We start from the raw sequence: 17,767 nt of genomic DNA, 5'->3' as shown, positions 1-17,767 counted from the left end.
CAGGTTCCCCAGAATGGGCTATCGACAGCCTGCTTCGGTCATCTCTGGGCACGCAGGGGTTCAGACGAGAACGCCGCTGCGTTCGGCGAGACAGCGCAGTTCCGTTGATGTCGGGCCAGAGGCCAACAGGCTGGAGATCAAGGACTTCGTCGCCGGACGGGCGTAGGTCTCCTGCGGAGCGCAGCGCTCAGCGGCGAGCAGTGTGCGGACGCAGTTGCTGCGGCGGCCGAGACGGTCGTAGGTGACGGCGATGTCGCCGAGTGCGCGAGAGCGGCGTTCGACGCTGGGCAGCGCCTTCAGTGAAATCGCGCGAGCGGCGTCGAGCGCGGCCTGGGGATCGCCTGCGTGGTTCTCGGCGCTGATTTTGTGGAGTTGCACGGTGAGGGGGCTGAAGCCGCCCCCGTGGTCGCGCAGCATGGTGGCTCCGCCGAGTTCTTCGGCGAGGGCGGCGGCTTCGTCGGTCAGCTCTCGCATTCCGTCCCGATCGCCTCGGCGCGCGAGGGTGTACGACGCGCTCTGGACCAGGAGCCCGCGCACCGCGGTGCCGGCTCGTCCGATGCCGCGCAGATCCGGGTTATCAGCGGCTGAGACCGCGATCGACAGTGCCTGGTCATGCCATCCCGCCCTTCTGGCGAGCACGGCCACCTGCCGGGCGGATTCAGCGACCGCGAGGACGTCTCCTGCTGCCTCGGCGAGTTGCCGCGCGCGGTCCACGGCCATCCAGCCGAGCTCTTGCTCGTCCATCTTCACGAGCATGCGGGTGGCCAGCAGATAGCTCTTGGCTAGGAGGGCGGACTGCTCTGTGTCGTGGCTACCGGTGGAAGGCGCGTGGCCGGCGCGGATGAGGCGGGGCAAGCGCACAGCGAGGGACGCGTAACGGCAGGCATCGAAGTCGGCGAGCGCGTGGGTGAAGTCGGTGGAGAGCGCCTCGGACGACGGCACGGGCGTGGCCGCGCCCAGTCCGAGCATCGCGTCCCCGAGCCGGGCGACGAGCAACTCGCCGAGCAGGGCCTCATCGGCCTGCGCGGATCCGCTCCCCAGAAAGGGGGCAGTGGCTGTTGCCGCCAGGCCCGCGAGCAACTTCCGTCGGTGCACTGGATCTTCACCGTCCTCCCGCCCGGGTGTACCTACCTTAGGGGCGGAGAGCCGAGAGAAGGGCCTCTCACAGCCCCCAATACCTAGACCTCATCCGGGTTCCCCGCTGCGCGCAAGGTCGTCCAGCTACCGTTCATCCCGCTCGGCTCCGGCCTGCCGGCCCTGCGCGGTCGAAGTCAGCGGTCGGGGTTACGACGCCGGAGGAACTCCCGGGCTCCGCGAAGGCGGGTGGCCAGGCCTTTCTGGGTGACGCGACTGTCGAGGCGGACACAAAGTCCGCCGGGGAGGCCGCTGTCAGCCCGACGCCCGGTCGGCAGCAGCGATGCGTCAAGGCCATCCCGCTGCGCAATAAGGGTGCCCAGTTCGTGGCGGGTGACGGCATCCGGGCCGGCGAGGTGAAAGACGCCGGCCGCATCGGACAGGGTGAGCTCCCACAGTGCGGCGGCCAGGTCGCCGACGTGGACTGGGCATCGGACATCGTCCGTGAACAGGGCCCCGTCCCGCGTGCCGGCGGCCAGAGCGTGCACCATGCGTTCGTGCTCGGACCGGCCATCGCCGATGATCAGCGAGGTCCGTGCGACGACGGCCCCCGCGCTCAGGAGCCGCACGGCCGTTTCAGCCGCCGCCTTCGCGGCCCCGTACGGTGTTACCGGGTCGGGCAGACACGTCTCGTCGTACAGGTCCTCGCGGCGGCCGGAGAACACGGCGTCACTCGACACGTGGACCAACTTGATGCCCCGTTGCGACGCAACTTGGGCCAGGCGCATCCCTCCCTCGGCCGTGACCGCCCACTCGGCTCCGCCGCTGCTCGCGTTGATGACCGCCCTTGGACTGACGGCATCCAGGACCTCCTGGAGATTCGCCGAGTTGCGCAGGTCGAGGCGGTGCCACGCGCCGGCGCCCTTGCCGGGGTGCGAGTGGAAGGTGGCGGCCGTCTCCAAGCCCGCTGAACGTCCCTGGCGGGCCAGGTCAACGCCCAGGAACCCGCTGCCGCCCACAATCAGTACCGTCACGCCTACCCACGCTAGGACTGCAAGGCGCGTCCTGGGGCGCAACCGTCTGAAGTGGGTGGTCAGCGTCCAGCCTTTGTCAGCCCAGGGCTGTGTCGAAGGTCTTGCGGTTGGCCGATGTGTAGGCGTGCTCTTGCTCGGACCACCGGATGCGCCCGGCGATCGTGGAGTCGTCGGCAACGTGCGGAAACGGGCCGGCGAGATGGCTGTGCCACCACCTGGCGTTGCGGGCCTGGCGGTCGAGCGCGGCATCAACGAGGCGGGAGCGGGAGGTGGCATCGAGCCCGTACGCGTCGGCCAGGACGCGTACCTGTGCGGCCTGGACGGTGGCGGGCCGAGCGGTGGGCTTGGACGAGATGCACCAGGTCCACGCCATGTAGCCGAGGTCTTCGAGGGGATCGCCGGGGGCGGCGGTGTCGAAGTCGATGAAGGCGGTCGGGATGTCGTCGGTGAAGACCGTGTTGTTCGGCCCCGGGTCGTGGTGGCAGACCACGGCATGCCGTCCGGTCAGGCGACTGCTGCGGGTGGCGTCGTGGAAGGAGCGGAGCAGGGTGCCGGCCGCGGCCACCTGGGGGTCGGTCCAGCGCTGGAATCGGGCGGGCACCCAGCCGGGGAGGTAACTGAGGATTTCGCGGCCGGCTGTGTCGAACCCGAGGTGGCGCGGAGCGCCGGTGAAGCCCTCTCGCTGGAGGTCCCAAAGCAGCTCGGCGACGAACGATGACGACGCGGTGGCTGGCCGCCGGACGGTGCGCCCGACCCTGACCACGCCGAGGGTGATACGTCCGCCGGACAATGTCACTTCGTTCTCCATGGCTTCATCCTGGCCTCGTTCGTGCACCGGACGCTTAGCCAACCCTGCACGCGCAGGCCATCGGTCAAGTTCAGCGGCAAACGGTCAAGGTCCGGTGTCCGGACACGCGCACCGCATCGGTGACGCAGCCGGATGACGCTGCACCGTTCTCTCCCACGGTGGTGTTGACCTGTGCATCTACCATCCGGGGGGCCGGTCGGCGGACGCTGATGACGCTCTGGCGCGCCATGTCTCTCCTTCCTTCCCCTCTTTCGTTCAGAGAGATGGGGCGGGAGAGCGTCATTGCGTCATGGGGTTGCTGGTCGGAGGGAAGCGTTGCAGGTCGTGGCAGGTCCGGGCGGGGTGCCGGGTGCGTCATGGGCAGCGTCAGCACGGCGTCATCTCTTCGCGGGCGAGGCAGTCCCCCGGCGACTCGTCGGCCGTCGACACGGGAGCTGTCCGGCTCGCAGCCGCCCCGACGGACAGACCGGCGACCCAGGAGGCGCTTTCGGTCCGCGGGCCGGTCTCCCGCGGGTGTCCGGGGCATGCTGAAGGCCCGCGCGTGGCGGGCGCCGCGGCGGGTTCGGTGACAGGTATAGGGGCTGTTTCGCGGCTGGGCGGGAGTCTGGGGTCAGGCCGGCGGTCCGGAGTCCGGTTGAAGGGTGATGAGAAAGCCGCGGGTGGCGCTGGTCCGGGGCAACTTGCGGATGTCGATACCGCGTTGGCGCAGGGCCGGTGCGAGGGAAGTGAGGCGGGCGGAGAGCAGGGCGGTGGTCTTGGGCCAGGTGTCGGGGATGGGGCCGGGTGGTCGCAGGACCTCGTCGATCTGGCCGGTGGTGGCCTGCCACTTGGTGCTGCCGGAGGTGGCGGACCAGCGGGTGAGGGCGGTGGCGACCGGGTCGGCGTCGATGACGTCGTCGGTGACCGCGTCCTGGGAACCGGTGTAGGTGGACAGAGTGTCCCAACCGGTCACCGCATCCAGCGCCCACAGCAGTTCGGCCCAGTCGGCCATCCGCGGCTTCTGGTCGAGCTGGTCGGCCGCGTCGGGCAGGCGCGCCCACACCGCGGCCGCCAGGTCGAGCAGGCCGCCGAGGATGCGGCCGTGGGCGGCGCGGTAGCGACACCACAGGTCGCGCTCGCTGCGCCGGGCCTTGGGGTCGATGGCCTCCAGGGTGAAAGGCAGCAGCCGTTCGGCGAGGTCGGGTTGGAGAGCGCCGACGTCGATGCCGGTCAGCACGACGGGACGCTGGTAGGCCCAGGAGGCGACGTCGTCGTCGGTGTACATCTCGCGTTTGGCGACGGAGGCCCCGGTGACGGTGCGGCACAGGAAGTCCGACAGCCACTGGGGAATGCCATGGATGTTGTCCAGGCCCATGGTCCAGCCGGCCGACGCGGCGACCGCGCCGTCGTCCTCGGAACGCGGGACGTTGCGGACCTCGGCGCGGATCCCGTCGAGTACCCGCAGCAGCTGCCGGGCGGAGGTGGTCTTCGCTGTGCCGCGTTCACCGTTGAAGTACGCGACGGGGCGGGGCATGTCGGGTCTGAGCCCGGCCAGCAGCCAGGCGACGGCCATCCGCCAGGACGGCTCGGCCAGCGCGGACAGCTCGCGCAGCAGCCCCAGTCCGCCCTGCCAGCCGCCCGGGTCGCGCTCGGGCATCGGGAGTTCGCCCGTCAGCCGGGTGCGCCGCCACAGCGGGCCCTCGCCGATGGACGGGGTGGTCACTGACCAGGTGTCCGGCTCGATCAGCACGCTGAGTCCGTCGGAGCGGCCCAGGTCGAGCCAGGTCGCCTGGTCGTCGGCCAGGTCGGGGGCGATCCGCAGGCAGACCGGCTGTTCCTCGGCGTCCAGGGCGAGGGCGTCCATGGAGGCGATCGCGTCGGTCAGACACCCCTGGGACGGGGACCGGCCGGTGCGCAGGACATAGGCACGGTTGAGGAGTTGACGCAGCGAGCCGGTGCCGCCGAAGCCGCCGGCAGCCCGCAGCGGGCGGGCGATCGGCGGCCCGTCGAGGGGGACGGCGTACGCGGTCTGGTCGTGGCGCACCAGCTGGTACTCGTCCATGCCCAGGTGCAGCAGGATGTCGGCCTGCGACAACTTCGGCCCCCGCTCGGCGGGCCGCTCCTGCCCGTCCGCGCCGGCCTGTTCGGCGGGTTGGGGCTCTCGGGCCGGGGAGGGCAGCGCGGCGCGGGAGGTGAGGGGGTGGTTCATGACCGTGCTCCCGGGCTCGGGACGGTGCGCGGCGAGCGCATGCCCGCCTGAAGTGCGCGGCGGAGGGTGGACTGCGCTTTGGCCTCGCCGGGGTCGACCCCGGCCTGTGCGGCGGCGTCGGTGAGCGCCTGGTGGACCTGGTCGTGCTCCAGCAGCCCGGCCCCGACCAGCTGACCGAGCCGAAACCCGGCGCGGTTGAGAGTGTCGTTGCGGCCGGCGCGGGCCGACGCCACGGCCTCGAGCTCGCCGCGCAGCGCCGCGGCGGCGTAAGCGGAGGCGTCCCCCGGGCCGTGCTCGCGGGCGGGGCGGGGAAGCCGGACCCGGTGGGGCGGGCCGGCGGCTGGGTCGCGGTGGCGCAGTCCGACGCGGCCCAGCTCCAGCGCGACCCAGCGCGGCAGCCGCGCCGGCCGGTCCTGGTGGCCGACCATCCGGTAGCGGCCAGCCGCGGTGACGGTGCCGGGCGCGACCGCGGTGGACCAGCCGGCCCGCACGTCGACCTGCCAGCCGAGCCGGCCCGCGCCCTGCACGTACCGGCTCGTGTCCCCCGTGCAGTACCACAGGTGGATCCCGCCGGACGGGGTCTGCACGGTCAGCGTCGCCGGGGCCTCCAGCAAGCTGCCCGCCCGCCGCACCCGGCACAGCAGCTCCAGCACGTCCACCCCGGTCCGCACCCGGCCCAGCTCCGGGTCCCGGTGCTGCGCCAGGTCGACGCCCGGCAGCAACAGCGCCTGATCCGGCGGCGGACGGTCATGGTCGTCGAGGTCGAGCACCACCAGGCCGGACGGCCCCGTGGCCACGCCGACGCCGAAGTCCCGGCCGCGCCACCAACGGTGGATCAGCTCCCGCTCCCGCGTCGCCGCACGCACCCCGTGGCAGTACCGCCCGGCCTCACGGCACGCACACCCGTCCGCATCGGGGAAGCCGCACGCCGGGCGCGCCCCGGTCGACGGCGGCCGGCACCGACGGCAGTTGCCCGCCGGCCGCTTCGACCCCGGCAGCAGCGGATGCACCCACCACCCCCGCTCAGCGCACCGCAGGGCCAACTCCACTCCCCCGATCACGCCGCGCTCACCGCCTCCCGGCACTCGCCCGCCGCCGGCCGCGGCACGCGGATCTCGTCGTCGAGCGGACGCGCCGCCAGCTCGACCATCCGCTGCCGCCAACCGACGACCTCCTCGGAAGCCGACGGCCGATCCGCGGCCCTGACCTGCCCGAGCCGCTGGGCGAGAAGGAGCTCCGCGCAGCGATGCCGGGCCTGCTCGGACGCCGCCCGGGCCTGCAGCTCACCGCTGCGCCGCGCCCGCTCGATGGCGAAGACCCGCTCGGCCTCCCCATTGGCCTCCGCCGAGCCGAGCAGAGCGTCCATCGCGCGGGCCCGCTCCGCCCGCAGCAGCTCCTCGGCTAGGTTCCGCGCCTCCCAGGCCACCGCGGCCTCCGGCATCCCCTCGCGCCGCAACCGATCGGTCGCGTGGTCGACTTCGCCCTCCAGCCGGACTCGGTGCGCGGCCAGCCGGCCCGCCAGAACGCCCGGATCCTTCACCGGCTCGTTCGCGGCGGCCGCGACCTGCGCCGCCTGCGCCACAGCCGCCCGGACCGTGCGGCTGTGCGAGCACATCGGGCACAGGCCAGCGGCCTCCGGGACCCCGCACTCCTCACACGCCCGTGCCGCCAACTCCGCCTTCGCTACTTCGAGTTCCTCGCGCTGCTGAGCCCAGACCACCTCGCGGCGCGCCCGCTCCCCGACGGCACGCTCGCGCCGTACGGCGTCCCGCGCGGCCCGCAGGGCGACCTCCCGGCTCAACCGCCGTTCGACCTCCGCCCGGGCCTCGGCCGGCGCCAGGCGGGGCAGCTCGGCGGCCATGGCCTGGACGACCTGGTGCCGCAGCGCGCGCCGGTCCCCGATCAGGAGCTCACAGCTCGGGCACACCAGACCGGTGTCCATCCGAACCTGGTCGTCACACGCCGTCGCGTAGCACTCCGCCCGCTGCGGCAGACCCCGCGACAACAGCCAGCCGACCGGCTCGCGCACCCGCTCACCGTGCTGAGCAGCAAGCCGCCGCTCCAGCCGCTCGGCCAGCACCACCGGCGCCTGCTCCGAACCCACGATCCCCGCCAGCCGCCGCAACTCGGCCTTGAGGGCCACCCGCACCCGGGAGCGCCCCCCGGCATGCCCGATACGGGCCCACTCCAGCCGCACCGGGTCCAGCACCTGCTCCAGTCCTCGCGGCATCGACCACCGCAACGGCACTGACTTCGCGACTACCAGCTCAGGACGCGTCCGCCCTTCCCGCGCTCGCTCTGGCTGCTGTTCCCCGCGAAGCGGGCTACCCCGGCCGCCCGGCTCGTAGGCCGCGCCGGTCTGGGGCGCCTCGGGCTCGATCTCGTGCCCGTCCGCGCGCTCCGGCAACGGCGGGAACCCCAATGCGGCTTCGCCGGAAAAGCAAGACGAAGCTGCACCAGAACCACCATGAGTAACCACCAGCGCGTGGTCGGCGTGGAGTAGCGCACCAATAGCCTCTGCCTCCGACGCCTTGGCCCCTTCCTGGTCCTCGCGTTCCCCCAGGTCAAAAGTGCTTTCCGGTCCGGTCCAGAGTTCCTTGGCCCCCTCCTGATCCCTGAGTGCACCATCGCCCCCGTCATCCAGGCCGCCGTCCACGACGTCGAAGAACCTCTGCTGAACCCACCCCTCCCCCGGCTCCTCTGGCCTCGCCTCGTCCAATCCCGAAGCACAGTGCGCGCAGAATCGCTCTTCCTCTGGAGCGACCTCGTCCGCTCGCTGGTCCTCGGCCGGATCGGGCACGATCCGCAGCTCGGCTGCGGTACCCCGGCCGTGCGCGGCCGCCACCGCCGGCACCACCATCCGAATCCGGGCACCGGGCACCCCCCTGCCCCGCACCTCCAACGCCTCCTGCTGGACCAGCCCGTCCACCAACCGGGCCGCCTCTGCCACCGAGCACCCCAACAGTCGCGCAACCGTCGCATCCGCCCGGTCGTAGTCAGCCGCTACCGCCCCGCCGACGAGCCGCACCCGACCATCCGGCCGGGCCGCCAGCACCAACCGCAGCAAGGCCAGCCGCTCCGCCGCAGCCCCCCGGCCTTGCCGAGCACCAAGTAGACCCGCGGGCGTCTCTCTCTTGCCCACCGGCGCCCACCCTGGCGCGAACAACGCCTCGCACAACGCCAACAGGACCGACAACTCACGCTTCTCCAGCACCAGAGGGTCCGGGCGACAACGAGCCTGAGCAGCTGTCAGCGGCAGCAACTCCCAGCGCAGTCCATCAACCCGCCGAGTCCCGTCGACGGTCTTGGTCACCACCTTGGTTGCCACCACACCAGAGCCACGAAGGCCAGGAAGCACGCGGTGATCGACCCAAGACTCAGACACGCCCAGCCACCGGGCCAACTGGCCTGCTCGAAGCTCAAGTTGGGACCCGCCTGCTGGCGACTTCGCCAGCAGGACAACAGCCGCCAGGGCTTCAACCAGCGGACGCCGACGAAGCGATCGGTCCGTTACGAGAGCCTCAAGCGCGTCAGAGAGACGCTCCCGCATCCGCGGGAGCAACAACAACGGCGCAGACAACGCTGAGGCATCGGCAGACCTAGGCGCACTGGGTGAGGGCGACCACTTGTCTGATGCGTTCCGATGCCCGGGAAGAGAGCGTCGCCTCTTTGTCAAAGTTTGGGCGTAGTTCGAAGAAGACTCCTGAGAGTCCGTTTTTGGCAATACGAAACTAGCCCCACGGCTGGCAGCTATGATCTGCTCCTGTCGAGGGATATGAGGGAAACCGTCATCGCCGTCCGGCCGGCTTGGGGAAGCACAGGGGCCAGACGCGACATATTCAGATAGAGCGGGCATCACCTCCCTTCGACGGGGCTAGGGGGGCGTAGAACACCAGGTTCTGCGCCCCCCTAGCCCCGTATGAGCGCACGATCAGCGCTGGCCAGCAGCCTTGACATCGAGGACGGCGGCGTAGGGACGTGACGAGATATGACGCCGGCCCTCGCACACCAAATGGCGTGGCAAAGAGCCAGGCGCTGGGTAGTGGGACAGCCAGCCGGGCAGCGGCTCAGCCGCGCGAGGGCGAGATGCGCGCACAGCGATAGTGCGAGGGAGCAGGCCGTGAGGGCGCTTCCGCAAGACAGGGCACGCAGGGCCCCTTGCGAGCGCCGTCAGCCTGGGGCAAGACGGCATGGGCTACCAGTTTCACAAGCGTGACGAGGGAGACACGTGTAGCCGAGGCTCCGGTGGGTGGAGACGACTCGGCTGGGGGCTGGTAACCTCAAGGATGGCGAGAGAGGCTACCTAGCCTTATCAGTCCGGCACCCACCCTGTTTGCGGCAGGTACGTGGGTGCCGTTCTTTTTATGCGGCTGCCTTGGCGGCTCCTTCTTCGAACTCGTTCGCAAGGCGCTGCTGAAGCTCTTCGTGCCAGGTCCCGATGGGCAGGACGTGGTACGGCAGCTTGCTCGCGAGAGCCTCCTCGCTGAGCTGCAGCAGTTGGTAGTCCTGGTGCGCCAGGGCGACTGACTCGGGGAAGGCGACGAGCCGTGTTCGCGGGTGAATCTTGTCTTCCGAGCCGGGCTCGGAAGCCGCGACCAGCAGTTCCATCACTATCCGAACGGCATCCCAGTCGCGCTGGAACGCTGTCGTAGTGCGTTCGCCCTGTTGAGAATCCCGGTTCGTCGACCGCGTAGCGCCGAGGGCCGCAGCCACCTGAGCAAGGACAACGTCGTGCGGGCGCAGCTGATTTGCGTCAGGTAGAAGGCCGATCCGAGCCAGGTTCTTGAGAGTTCCCGCGCCGACTCCGGACCATTCGGACACGGTGCGCTGCGACATCGTCCCGTTTCTGCGCACGGGTGAACGACGTGGCGGCACTTGGATCTCCCTCCGCTGGCAACTGGCAGGTGAGCACGAGACTATCGCGCTGTGCTGCGAATCATACGACCCTCGCGCATCTCTGATGCAAACCCATAGTTTTCAGCGTGTCGCCAGGCTGACGCGCTGGCGGTATCCATCCACGCCAGGACCTCTCGATTGGCGAATATGCGCAGGTAGATCGGCATATTGCGACGGGGGGCATGGTTCGCCGAGGGGGCTGGCCTGCTGGCAGGGGAGGGTCCCGCATTCCCAAAAGTGCACGAGGGTCGCGCAGTTTGGGGGCTGACGCGCCTTCGGCCGATGGCGGGTTCCCCGAGCGTGCGGGACTGCGGACGGCAATCCTCGGGCGCGAAGGTATCTACATCGGGAATCCTCGTGTCCCTGTGTTCCGCGCCGTGTCCCGACACGTGTCCCTGCTTGTGCTTATGTGAATTGCTGCTGAAAGAAGAGGGGCGAGCCGCGACGGCGGCTCGCCCCTCATGGACGACTGGGCCCAGGCCGGCCTTGAGCTTGTATCAGTCCGTTGCCGGGGCCTCAGCCCTCAACTGCTCAAGGAACGACTGGACGATCACGTTGACCATATGGCCATGCAGACCAGTGGTGTTTGCGAGAAGAAGCTCGTCCATCATGTCGTTCAGCCAGTCGTCGTTCTCCCGGCTGATGCTGTAGTGGTTGGGGGACGCTGCACCGCTCTCCTCCCCCAGGTGACTGTCTCGGAACTCGTCAGCGGCCTTGATGAGATCGGTGACCGAGACGTGGCGTGCCAGAGTGATGGAGGCGTCCAGGTACTGGCTCGGCTTGAGGTTTCTGAGCCCGAGCATTCGTTTGTCGCTGACCATCTGGCGATTCACCGCGATTGCGACGTCGGCATGGAGCCGGATGTTGCGCTTCGCAGGCTTCGTACCGGTTCGTGTCGCCTGTGCCTGGCGGTAACTCCTCGCGAGCTCGATGTACGCGACCGGCAGCCCCTGCACCTTCTCGGCGAGCTGCGGCGGAAGAGCATCGAGCATTCGCCTCTCGGAGAATCCGCTGGTGGCCGGGAAAGCAGGCCCAGCGGCTCTCCGAAGGGTGACTGCGCCCCCAGACGGCTCGCGTCCTCCTGGCGTCTCTTGTCCGTAGACGGGCAGATCGGCGGCAGCGAGGTCTTCAGACCGGAGACGTCGCGGCGGATTTTCAACTGGCGTCTGCACAGGGATGGGTGTGGTTGCCGCAGGTGAGTCCAGGGCGTCGAGCCGTGCGCTTTCCGCAGCCTGCAGCCTGTTGATCGAGGGCGCGGCCGCGGGTTCGCGTTCGGCGGGCGTGCGTGTCCCCGCGGACTCCTCGTGAGCGACTCCAACGTGTTCGGGTGCGGCCGCTGGTGCGAGCTCGGTCGGCGTGCTGTCGGCGGTCGGCTGGTCCTGCACAGGCCCGGCTGGCTCACTGTCCACCGGAGGCTCGGGCACATGTACGTCCGTTGGACTGTGAGAAGCGCCGGCATCCGAGGGCTCGGTCTGTTCGGGTGCGGCCGCTGGTGCGAGCTCGGTCGGCGTGCTGTCGGCGGTCGGCTGGTCCTGCAGGGGCCCGGCCGGCTCACTGTCCACCGGAGGTACCGAACCGGACGTCGTCTGGGGATCGCTGTTGATCTTGGAAAGGGCGCCAGACGCTGACAGCTGGTTCAGCTTTCCGAAAGCAGCGCTGGCCTTCGGTGCCTTTCGCCGTCGAGCGGGAGTCTGACTCCCTCCTTTGGCTTCAGCCATTACTGGGCCTCCACCTCGTCCTTGAGCCAGGCAGCTTCTCGCTCGGCGATCACGGAAGCCGGAACTCCGAGCGCCTCGGCGAGTACTGACCCGAAGTGGCCGAAGTCGTCTGGAATCGAGCCCCAGGTGTCAGCGATGCCTTCGAGGAGAGGAATGGTGCCCTCCAGGAGATCCACGCTGGGAAGGCCGTCCGGGTGGTCGGCGCTCTCGCCGTTGATCAGCCCCTGGATGTAGTCGCGAGCGTTGGTGAAGCTGCTGCGCTTGGGGAACGACTTAGCGAGCATGACGAAGAGGTCGATGCGCTCGCCCATCTCCTTGAGGAGGTCGAACGTAGTCGTCAGCTGGACCACATCGCCGACGTGCTGCTGGGTCGGAACGATCCCTCGCTTAGTCAGCATCCAGGCGGTCTTCAGGACCCCCTTGTCGGTGGGGCCAACGTCGATCACCAGGTGCTTGAAGCCTCGCGCCATGAGATCCGTGACCTGCTTGGCCATGGCGGGGCCCGTGTACCCGACGACGGTTACGAGGGGCGGCCAGTCGTCTCCGGCTGCGGCCTGCCACTTGAGGCAGGTTTTGTTGGTGTCGTCGGCGTCTACGAGGAGAACGGGTTCGCCGGTGAGTGCCAGGATCAAGGCAACGTAGACGGACATCGTCGTCTTCATTACGCCGCCCTTGGCGTTGCCCATGGTGATCTTCACGCCGTCAGGCGTGTTGAGGGCAGCAAGGACGGCTGTCCTCAAGGGTTCCGGGAGGCTGTAGATCAGTTCCCGAACTTCGGTGCTGACGTGAGAAGGCACTGTCAGGGCAGGCGGCGTGATGTTCCCCGAAAGGAACGTCGCGGGAACCGCAGCGGCTTCGCGGGCAGGAGAGGGCACCAAGCCCTGGGCCTGCTCCGTAGCGAGTTGCTCAGGCATGAGAGTGGAGTACCTGCTTACTTCTTGGCGAGTTGCTACTTGTCGGCCGAACAGTCCAGTCAGTCGACGCTTCGGCGACCCTCAGATTGCGGTGAGTGCCGTAGTGGTGGGGCTTCCTGATGGGGTGACGTGAAGCCCTACGTGCTTCTCGTGCCCCGATCGCTGGTGCCCGACGGCTGGTCGCTGCGACGCCGAACTTGCTGGGTTGCTGCCCGGGTGCCATCCAGTCCACTGGACGGCGGGCTCACGCTAGCAGAGATGAGATGACTCACTGGGGTTGGCACGCAGAAAGAAGCATGCAAGAGGGGGTGGTGTGACGGCTTGGAACGCAGTCCGTCGGGCGAGTCTAGGGTCGCCCGGGTGTGACTCTGGAGTGTCTGCAGACCGGATTCAGGACTGCGCTCGCTGGTCGAGATTCGGGGGAGCGGTCGACTGATAGAGCCGGTCGTGTCCCTGTGTCCCGCGCTGTGTCCCTTCCTGTGTCCTAGGTAGTGAATATGTGAAAGTGCAGGTCAAGGCGTGTTTTTAAGATCCCTTTACTGAGCGCAGGAGCTGATCTCGTGAGGCTTCGGCAGGCGATCTGCGCCTCAGCCTTCCTCTCGAATGCGTTAATTTAAGACATCAGGCGTATGTCAACTATTCGTGTCAATAGGTAAATTCAGCCCATGTGCGCGCTGCGTCGCGACCGGCCAAAGACTCGGAGGGAGGGAGGATCCGTCCTCCGAGGGCGGACCGTTCCGACGTGGAGCAGGTGAACCACGTCGGCGCTCATGGCCTCAACGAAGGACACGAACGGGTGAATCGGCTATCCCTCGCGCGGTGGCTCGCTTGGCCCGGGGGCCGGAGGTCGGGGCGCGGTCAGTCTGCCGACTTGCACTTGTCGGTAGGGCGTTGCGCGGGGTCGAGCGCGACTGCCGACATGTCGACCTCGCATCGGCGAGTTGACGAGCGATGACGCGGGTGGGGTACGCCCGACGCTCAACGAAGCAGCTTCCCTGGGTGGCTGGCGCGACCTTGACTGGCGGGCCGAGCAGGAGGAGTCGCGCACCCGGTCGACGACCATGGCAATAGCGAGGAGTCGCTCGGCCGGGCCGTCCAGCTGCCGGTCGCCAAGCGTGACCGTCTCGCGGGTGTCCCTGTGTCCCGCCCTGTGTCCCGCCCTGTGTCCTAAGTAGTGAACATGTGAAAGCTCATGTCAAGGCCGCTGGAACGCTGAAGTGCACGGACCAGCGCGTCTTGTGGGTCAGCCTGCCGAAACCGGCGCGAGGGTGCCGTGTTGCCTGTCAGGCTGAGCCCTCGCATAACCGGGGACGTACGGACGGAACGCACCATGGCACGCAGCCCGCTCACCGCCGCTCAGCAGCGGCGGGTGCAGTGGAAGACCATCGACGGGGCGCTCGCCCCCTTCTCCACCGATTCGCTCACGGTGCTCCTCCAGGCCGCGCTGGCGTCTCCGGGCTGTTCCCGCGTTCACGATCACCTCCTGCTGCTGTGGACCCGCACTCTGCGAACTCCAGCGCGTACCGGTGCTGCTGCGGCCGCTGCGGCCGCGGCGGACTTGCCGGGGCTGGTCGAGGCCGCCGGGCGCGCGGCGCCCGGGCGCGGTGTGGTGACCGACCGGGTTCCCAGCGACGTACGGGGCAGGGTCCGGTTCGCTACGTCGGCGGGGGAGCGGCTGCTGGTCCATCCTGGGCAGCTCGCGCACCCCCTCCTGGTCCTGCGCAGCTTGCAGCTGACCGCGCTGGCTGTTGATGAACCGGCGCGCGCAGCGGTCGGGTTCGGACTGAGCGACGTTCTCGAGCTCGCGCTGCGCCTGAGCGACCACACCCTCACCGCGGTGTCCCCGGCGTGGCCGGCTGGCGCGCCGGACGAGGACCCGCAGGTCGTGTGCGCGCTCACCGAGGACGAGGTCGGCGCCGCCCGTCTGCTGGCCGGCGCGGACCTGGACGCGGTCACCGCCGCGTGCGGGCAGCCGGCGGACGCCGCGCGGGCGCTGGACTGGCTGACCGAACCGATCGAGGGCCTTCCGCTGCGCTACCACCCGCAGGCGCCGCTGCTCGGGCCGGTCCTCGCGGTCACCGCGCACGGCCGGCGGGTAGCGGTGCCGGCCTGCGCCGCGACCGATGCCCTCGCCCCGTCCGCCGGCCGCCTGCTTGGCGCTCTTCCCGCCTCGGTGGTAGAGGCCGCCGAGGAGCGGTTGCAGGACCTCGTCGTCTCCCGCACCGCGCAGCTGCTGGGCATGGACGAAGTCCCGGCCCGTCCCGGCCGGGTGTGCGTGCTGTCCGCACCCGCCGACCGCTACGACATCGCGATCGTCAGCGCGCTGGCCGAGGGCGCCCTGTCGGCCCGGATCGAGGAAGCGCGTTCCGTCCTGGGCGAGTTGGCGACGGGGCGGGGCCGCCTGGTCGTCTACGGCGGACCGCGGTTCCTGGGCCCGGAGCTCATCGAGGACACCGTCTACCTGCACACCGAGGAACTCGCCGAGATCCTCGCCGACGCAGAGGGCGACCTGGCCGTACTGGCCCTGTTCATCCTGGAACTCACCGAACACCCCGGCGTGCACGGCGTCTTCTACCGCGACGTACTGGACGCGTGGACAGCGTGGCGGCGCGAGGCGACGCTGCTGCCGCCGGGCCCGTACCGCGACGAGGTCGCCGCCGTCTCGCCGGCCGTGCACGACGTGTCCTGGGACCGGGCCGCGGCCTGGGCGGCCACCGACGAGGTGCTGGCCGCCGCTGAACTGCCCGAAGCCCTCCACTGGCGCTTCGCCCGCCTGGACAAGCCCGACCCGGACGCTGTGGGCGAGCAAGCCGACCTCGTCTACCCCACCTCGACCGGCCAGATGATCGCGCACGTCTCCACGCTCCCACCGCTCGTGGTCCTCGCCACCGTCCGCCCCGGCCCGGACACGTTCCTCGACCCAGGCACGATGACCGGACTCGCGGACGCCCTGCGCACCACCCTGGTCACCTGTCCCACGGTCGCCGACCACGCCACGCTCCCCGACGGCGCCCCCATCGTCATCGAGCTGACCGCAACCGCCGAGCCCCACCAGCCCCCGGCGACCGCCGGCGTGGACACTGAACCCGACGGCGACCCGGAAGCGGGGGAGCGGTTGCTGCTGCACGTCGGCGCAGATCCGGACCGCGCCCGCATCGGCCTGGACATCGACCCTCCGCTGCTGGCCGCGTTCACCGGCGACGGCCGCCAGGGACACCACATCGTCGGCCAGGTGCTGCACCACCTGCTCGACCAGATCCGCCAGGCCCGCGGCGCCGGCCCCGGCGCCGACCGGGAGACCTACCTGGCGGAATGGGACACAGCCCACCCGGTCCTGCGCCTGAGCGGCGCCACCAACTCCTGGCCCGCCACCGCCACCGCCCCCGCCTACACCCTGCCGCGCTCGCCCCACCTGCACGCCCGCGCCCTGCGCACCGCGGCCGCGGCCGTCCGCCGAGCCCGGATCCCGGCCGGCACATGGAGCGGCCCGCAGGCTTACGCCCGGGGCGGTCCCGCCGAGCAACTGCTCCACGCGCTGGAGGAGATGCTCGCCGAGGAGATCCGCGCGCACCGGCCCGACCTGGTCGACGAGTTGGCCCGCCACCTGAACGCCGCCTGGTCCAGCCGCACGCGCGGCGACGCCGAGGCCGCCGCGAACCTGACGGCGCCGTGGGCGGAGAACTGGATCGAGGAGGCAGGCCGGCGCCAGAGCGACGGCGCCAACGCGACCTCCGCACTGCAACTCCTGCTCCAGCAGGCGACCGTCACCCCGCCCGCCGGCGAAAAGCCCGTCGACACGATCGCGGTCGCCGAGCTCGTCGCCCTGGCCGAGCTCGTACGACACTGCGGCACCACCGCGGTCGCCGCCGCCCGCCGCCTGCACGACCTCCACCTGCAGATCCACCCCACCGGCGTCTTCACCCTCACCGACACCCCCGACCCCGACTCGGCCGACAGCCAGCGCACGGACGCCGAACTCGCCGCCCACCTCGGCTACGACGCCCACGCCTACCAAAGCGCCCGCCAGCAGCACCGCATCACCCGGGCCGCGACCGCCGATCCCGAACCGCTCGACGCCGCCACCGTCCTGGCCGGCCCAGGCATCCGCACGGCGACCGAGTACACCCAGGCGGACCTGCCACCCCGCAGCCACCTCGCCCAGGCCGACCGGCTGCTGCGCCAGCACTGGAACTGCGGCCTGGCCGCCCTGGGCGCCGTGCTGGCCACCGCCGCCGACTGGCCCACCGGCCCGCAAGGCACCACCGCCGTCACGGCCGAAGACCTCCTACGCGAAGCCGCCGCCTGGTCGAACCTGCCCGACGAGGAGCTGATCGCCGCCACCGAGCGGCTGACCCTGCACCCGGGCAACGCGGCCTCCGTCGGAGCGCATCCCTACACCGAGGTCGAGCGGCGCACCCGCCCCATGACCCACCCCCTGATCACCGCCGGGGACCGGCTGCTCGTCCTTCCCTGGCTCGTCCACGCCGCCCAGGAGCTCTACGCCGGCTACATCGACGAAGGACGACTGCCCCGTCCCGATGTCCCCGATCCTGTCGGGAAGGCCCTGCTCCGCCACCGTCAGCAGCTCGACGAGCTCCTGGAGAGCGACCTCAAGGAGATCGCCCAGCGGGCAGGTCTGCCCCACCGCTTCCGCCTGCTGGAGAAGACCGCCGCCTCTCTCGGCATCCCCGGCCTGACCGGCGAAGTCGACCTGCTCATCGCCGACCCGGACCGCGGGAGGCTGTGGGTGATCGAGGCGAAGAACCCGGTACCCGCCGTGGCACCGCACGCCGTCCTCCAGCACATCCAGCGCTTCACGACCCGCTACCGCGACAAGCTCCTGGCCAAGACGGCCACCATCGCCGCCTTCCCCGCACAAGCCGCGGGGGCCTGCCGGGCCGCTTCCGAACAGCCTTGGCAGGTGCTGCCGTTGATGGTGACCCGCGCTGTGGAGCCCGCCGCGTTCGTCACCGACCCCCGCGTCCCCTACACCACCGCCGACAACCTCGCCCACGTCCTCACCGCGCCGGGCGACCCCGCCCCGGGCTGGATCCCACGCCGGGACTGAACCGGCCCTGCCGGGGCATGCCCCGGCCCCAGGGGCACGTACGGGTCCGCGCGGCGAAGAGGCCGCC

Annotated in this window: 10 protein-coding genes; 1 reads left to right on the top strand and 9 read right to left on the bottom strand. The window is 70.3% G+C overall.

The annotated features are described in order from the left end of the window. Positions 1-60: 60 nt before the first annotated feature. From ACF07B_RS28530 to ACF07B_RS28490, 9 genes are all read right to left on the bottom strand, one after another. The gene (locus ACF07B_RS28530; RefSeq protein ID WP_392181051.1) at positions 61-1,095 is read right to left on the bottom strand and encodes an XRE family transcriptional regulator; all 1,035 of its coding nucleotides are present in this window, start codon (positions 1,093-1,095) and stop codon (positions 61-63) included. Between the two features lie 176 nt (positions 1,096-1,271). Then, positions 1,272-2,108, bottom strand: coding sequence for an SDR family oxidoreductase (locus ACF07B_RS28525; protein WP_392181050.1), 837 nt, complete (start codon positions 2,106-2,108; stop codon positions 1,272-1,274). 76 nt (positions 2,109-2,184) lie between these two features. After that, complete coding sequence (locus ACF07B_RS28520; protein ID WP_392181049.1) at positions 2,185-2,916, bottom strand: phosphotransferase family protein; 732 nt, start codon at positions 2,914-2,916, stop codon at positions 2,185-2,187. A gap of 610 nt (positions 2,917-3,526) precedes the next feature. Next, positions 3,527-5,104: a hypothetical protein gene (locus tag ACF07B_RS28515; RefSeq protein ID WP_392181048.1), complete on the bottom strand. Its 1,578-nt coding sequence runs from the start codon at positions 5,102-5,104 to the stop codon at positions 3,527-3,529. Beyond that, positions 5,101-6,153 carry a bifunctional DNA primase/polymerase gene (locus ACF07B_RS28510; RefSeq protein ID WP_392181214.1) on the bottom strand — a complete coding sequence of 351 codons (1,053 nt, stop codon included), beginning with the start codon at positions 6,151-6,153 and terminating at the stop codon, positions 5,101-5,103. The genes ACF07B_RS28515 and ACF07B_RS28510 overlap by 4 nt, the downstream gene beginning before the upstream one ends. Positions 6,154-6,161: 8 nt before the next feature. Continuing rightward, complete coding sequence (locus ACF07B_RS28505) at positions 6,162-8,417, bottom strand: hypothetical protein (protein ID WP_392181047.1); 2,256 nt, start codon at positions 8,415-8,417, stop codon at positions 6,162-6,164. A 1,049-nt stretch (positions 8,418-9,466) separates the two neighbouring features. Next, positions 9,467-9,940: a hypothetical protein gene (locus ACF07B_RS28500; protein ID WP_354883586.1), complete on the bottom strand. Its 474-nt coding sequence runs from the start codon at positions 9,938-9,940 to the stop codon at positions 9,467-9,469. 557 nt (positions 9,941-10,497) lie between these two features. Continuing rightward, a complete protein-coding gene (locus ACF07B_RS28495; RefSeq protein ID WP_200723471.1) occupies positions 10,498-10,992 on the bottom strand; it encodes a hypothetical protein in 495 nt (164 codons plus the stop codon). A 725-nt stretch (positions 10,993-11,717) separates the two neighbouring features. Continuing rightward, positions 11,718-12,632: an AAA family ATPase gene (locus ACF07B_RS28490; RefSeq protein WP_356661766.1), complete on the bottom strand. Its 915-nt coding sequence runs from the start codon at positions 12,630-12,632 to the stop codon at positions 11,718-11,720. Positions 12,633-13,962: 1,330 nt separating this feature from the next. Between ACF07B_RS28490 and ACF07B_RS28485 the strand changes: the two genes are divergently transcribed. After that, positions 13,963-17,700, top strand: coding sequence for a hypothetical protein (locus tag ACF07B_RS28485; RefSeq protein WP_392181046.1), 3,738 nt, complete (start codon positions 13,963-13,965; stop codon positions 17,698-17,700). Positions 17,701-17,767: the final 67 nt, after the last annotated feature.

The sequence above is a fragment of the Streptomyces sp. NPDC015532 genome, from assembly GCF_043078065.1.
In the GTDB taxonomy this organism is placed as follows: domain Bacteria; phylum Actinomycetota; class Actinomycetes; order Streptomycetales; family Streptomycetaceae; genus Streptomyces.
This window is presented reverse-complemented; position numbering and strand designations above follow the sequence as displayed.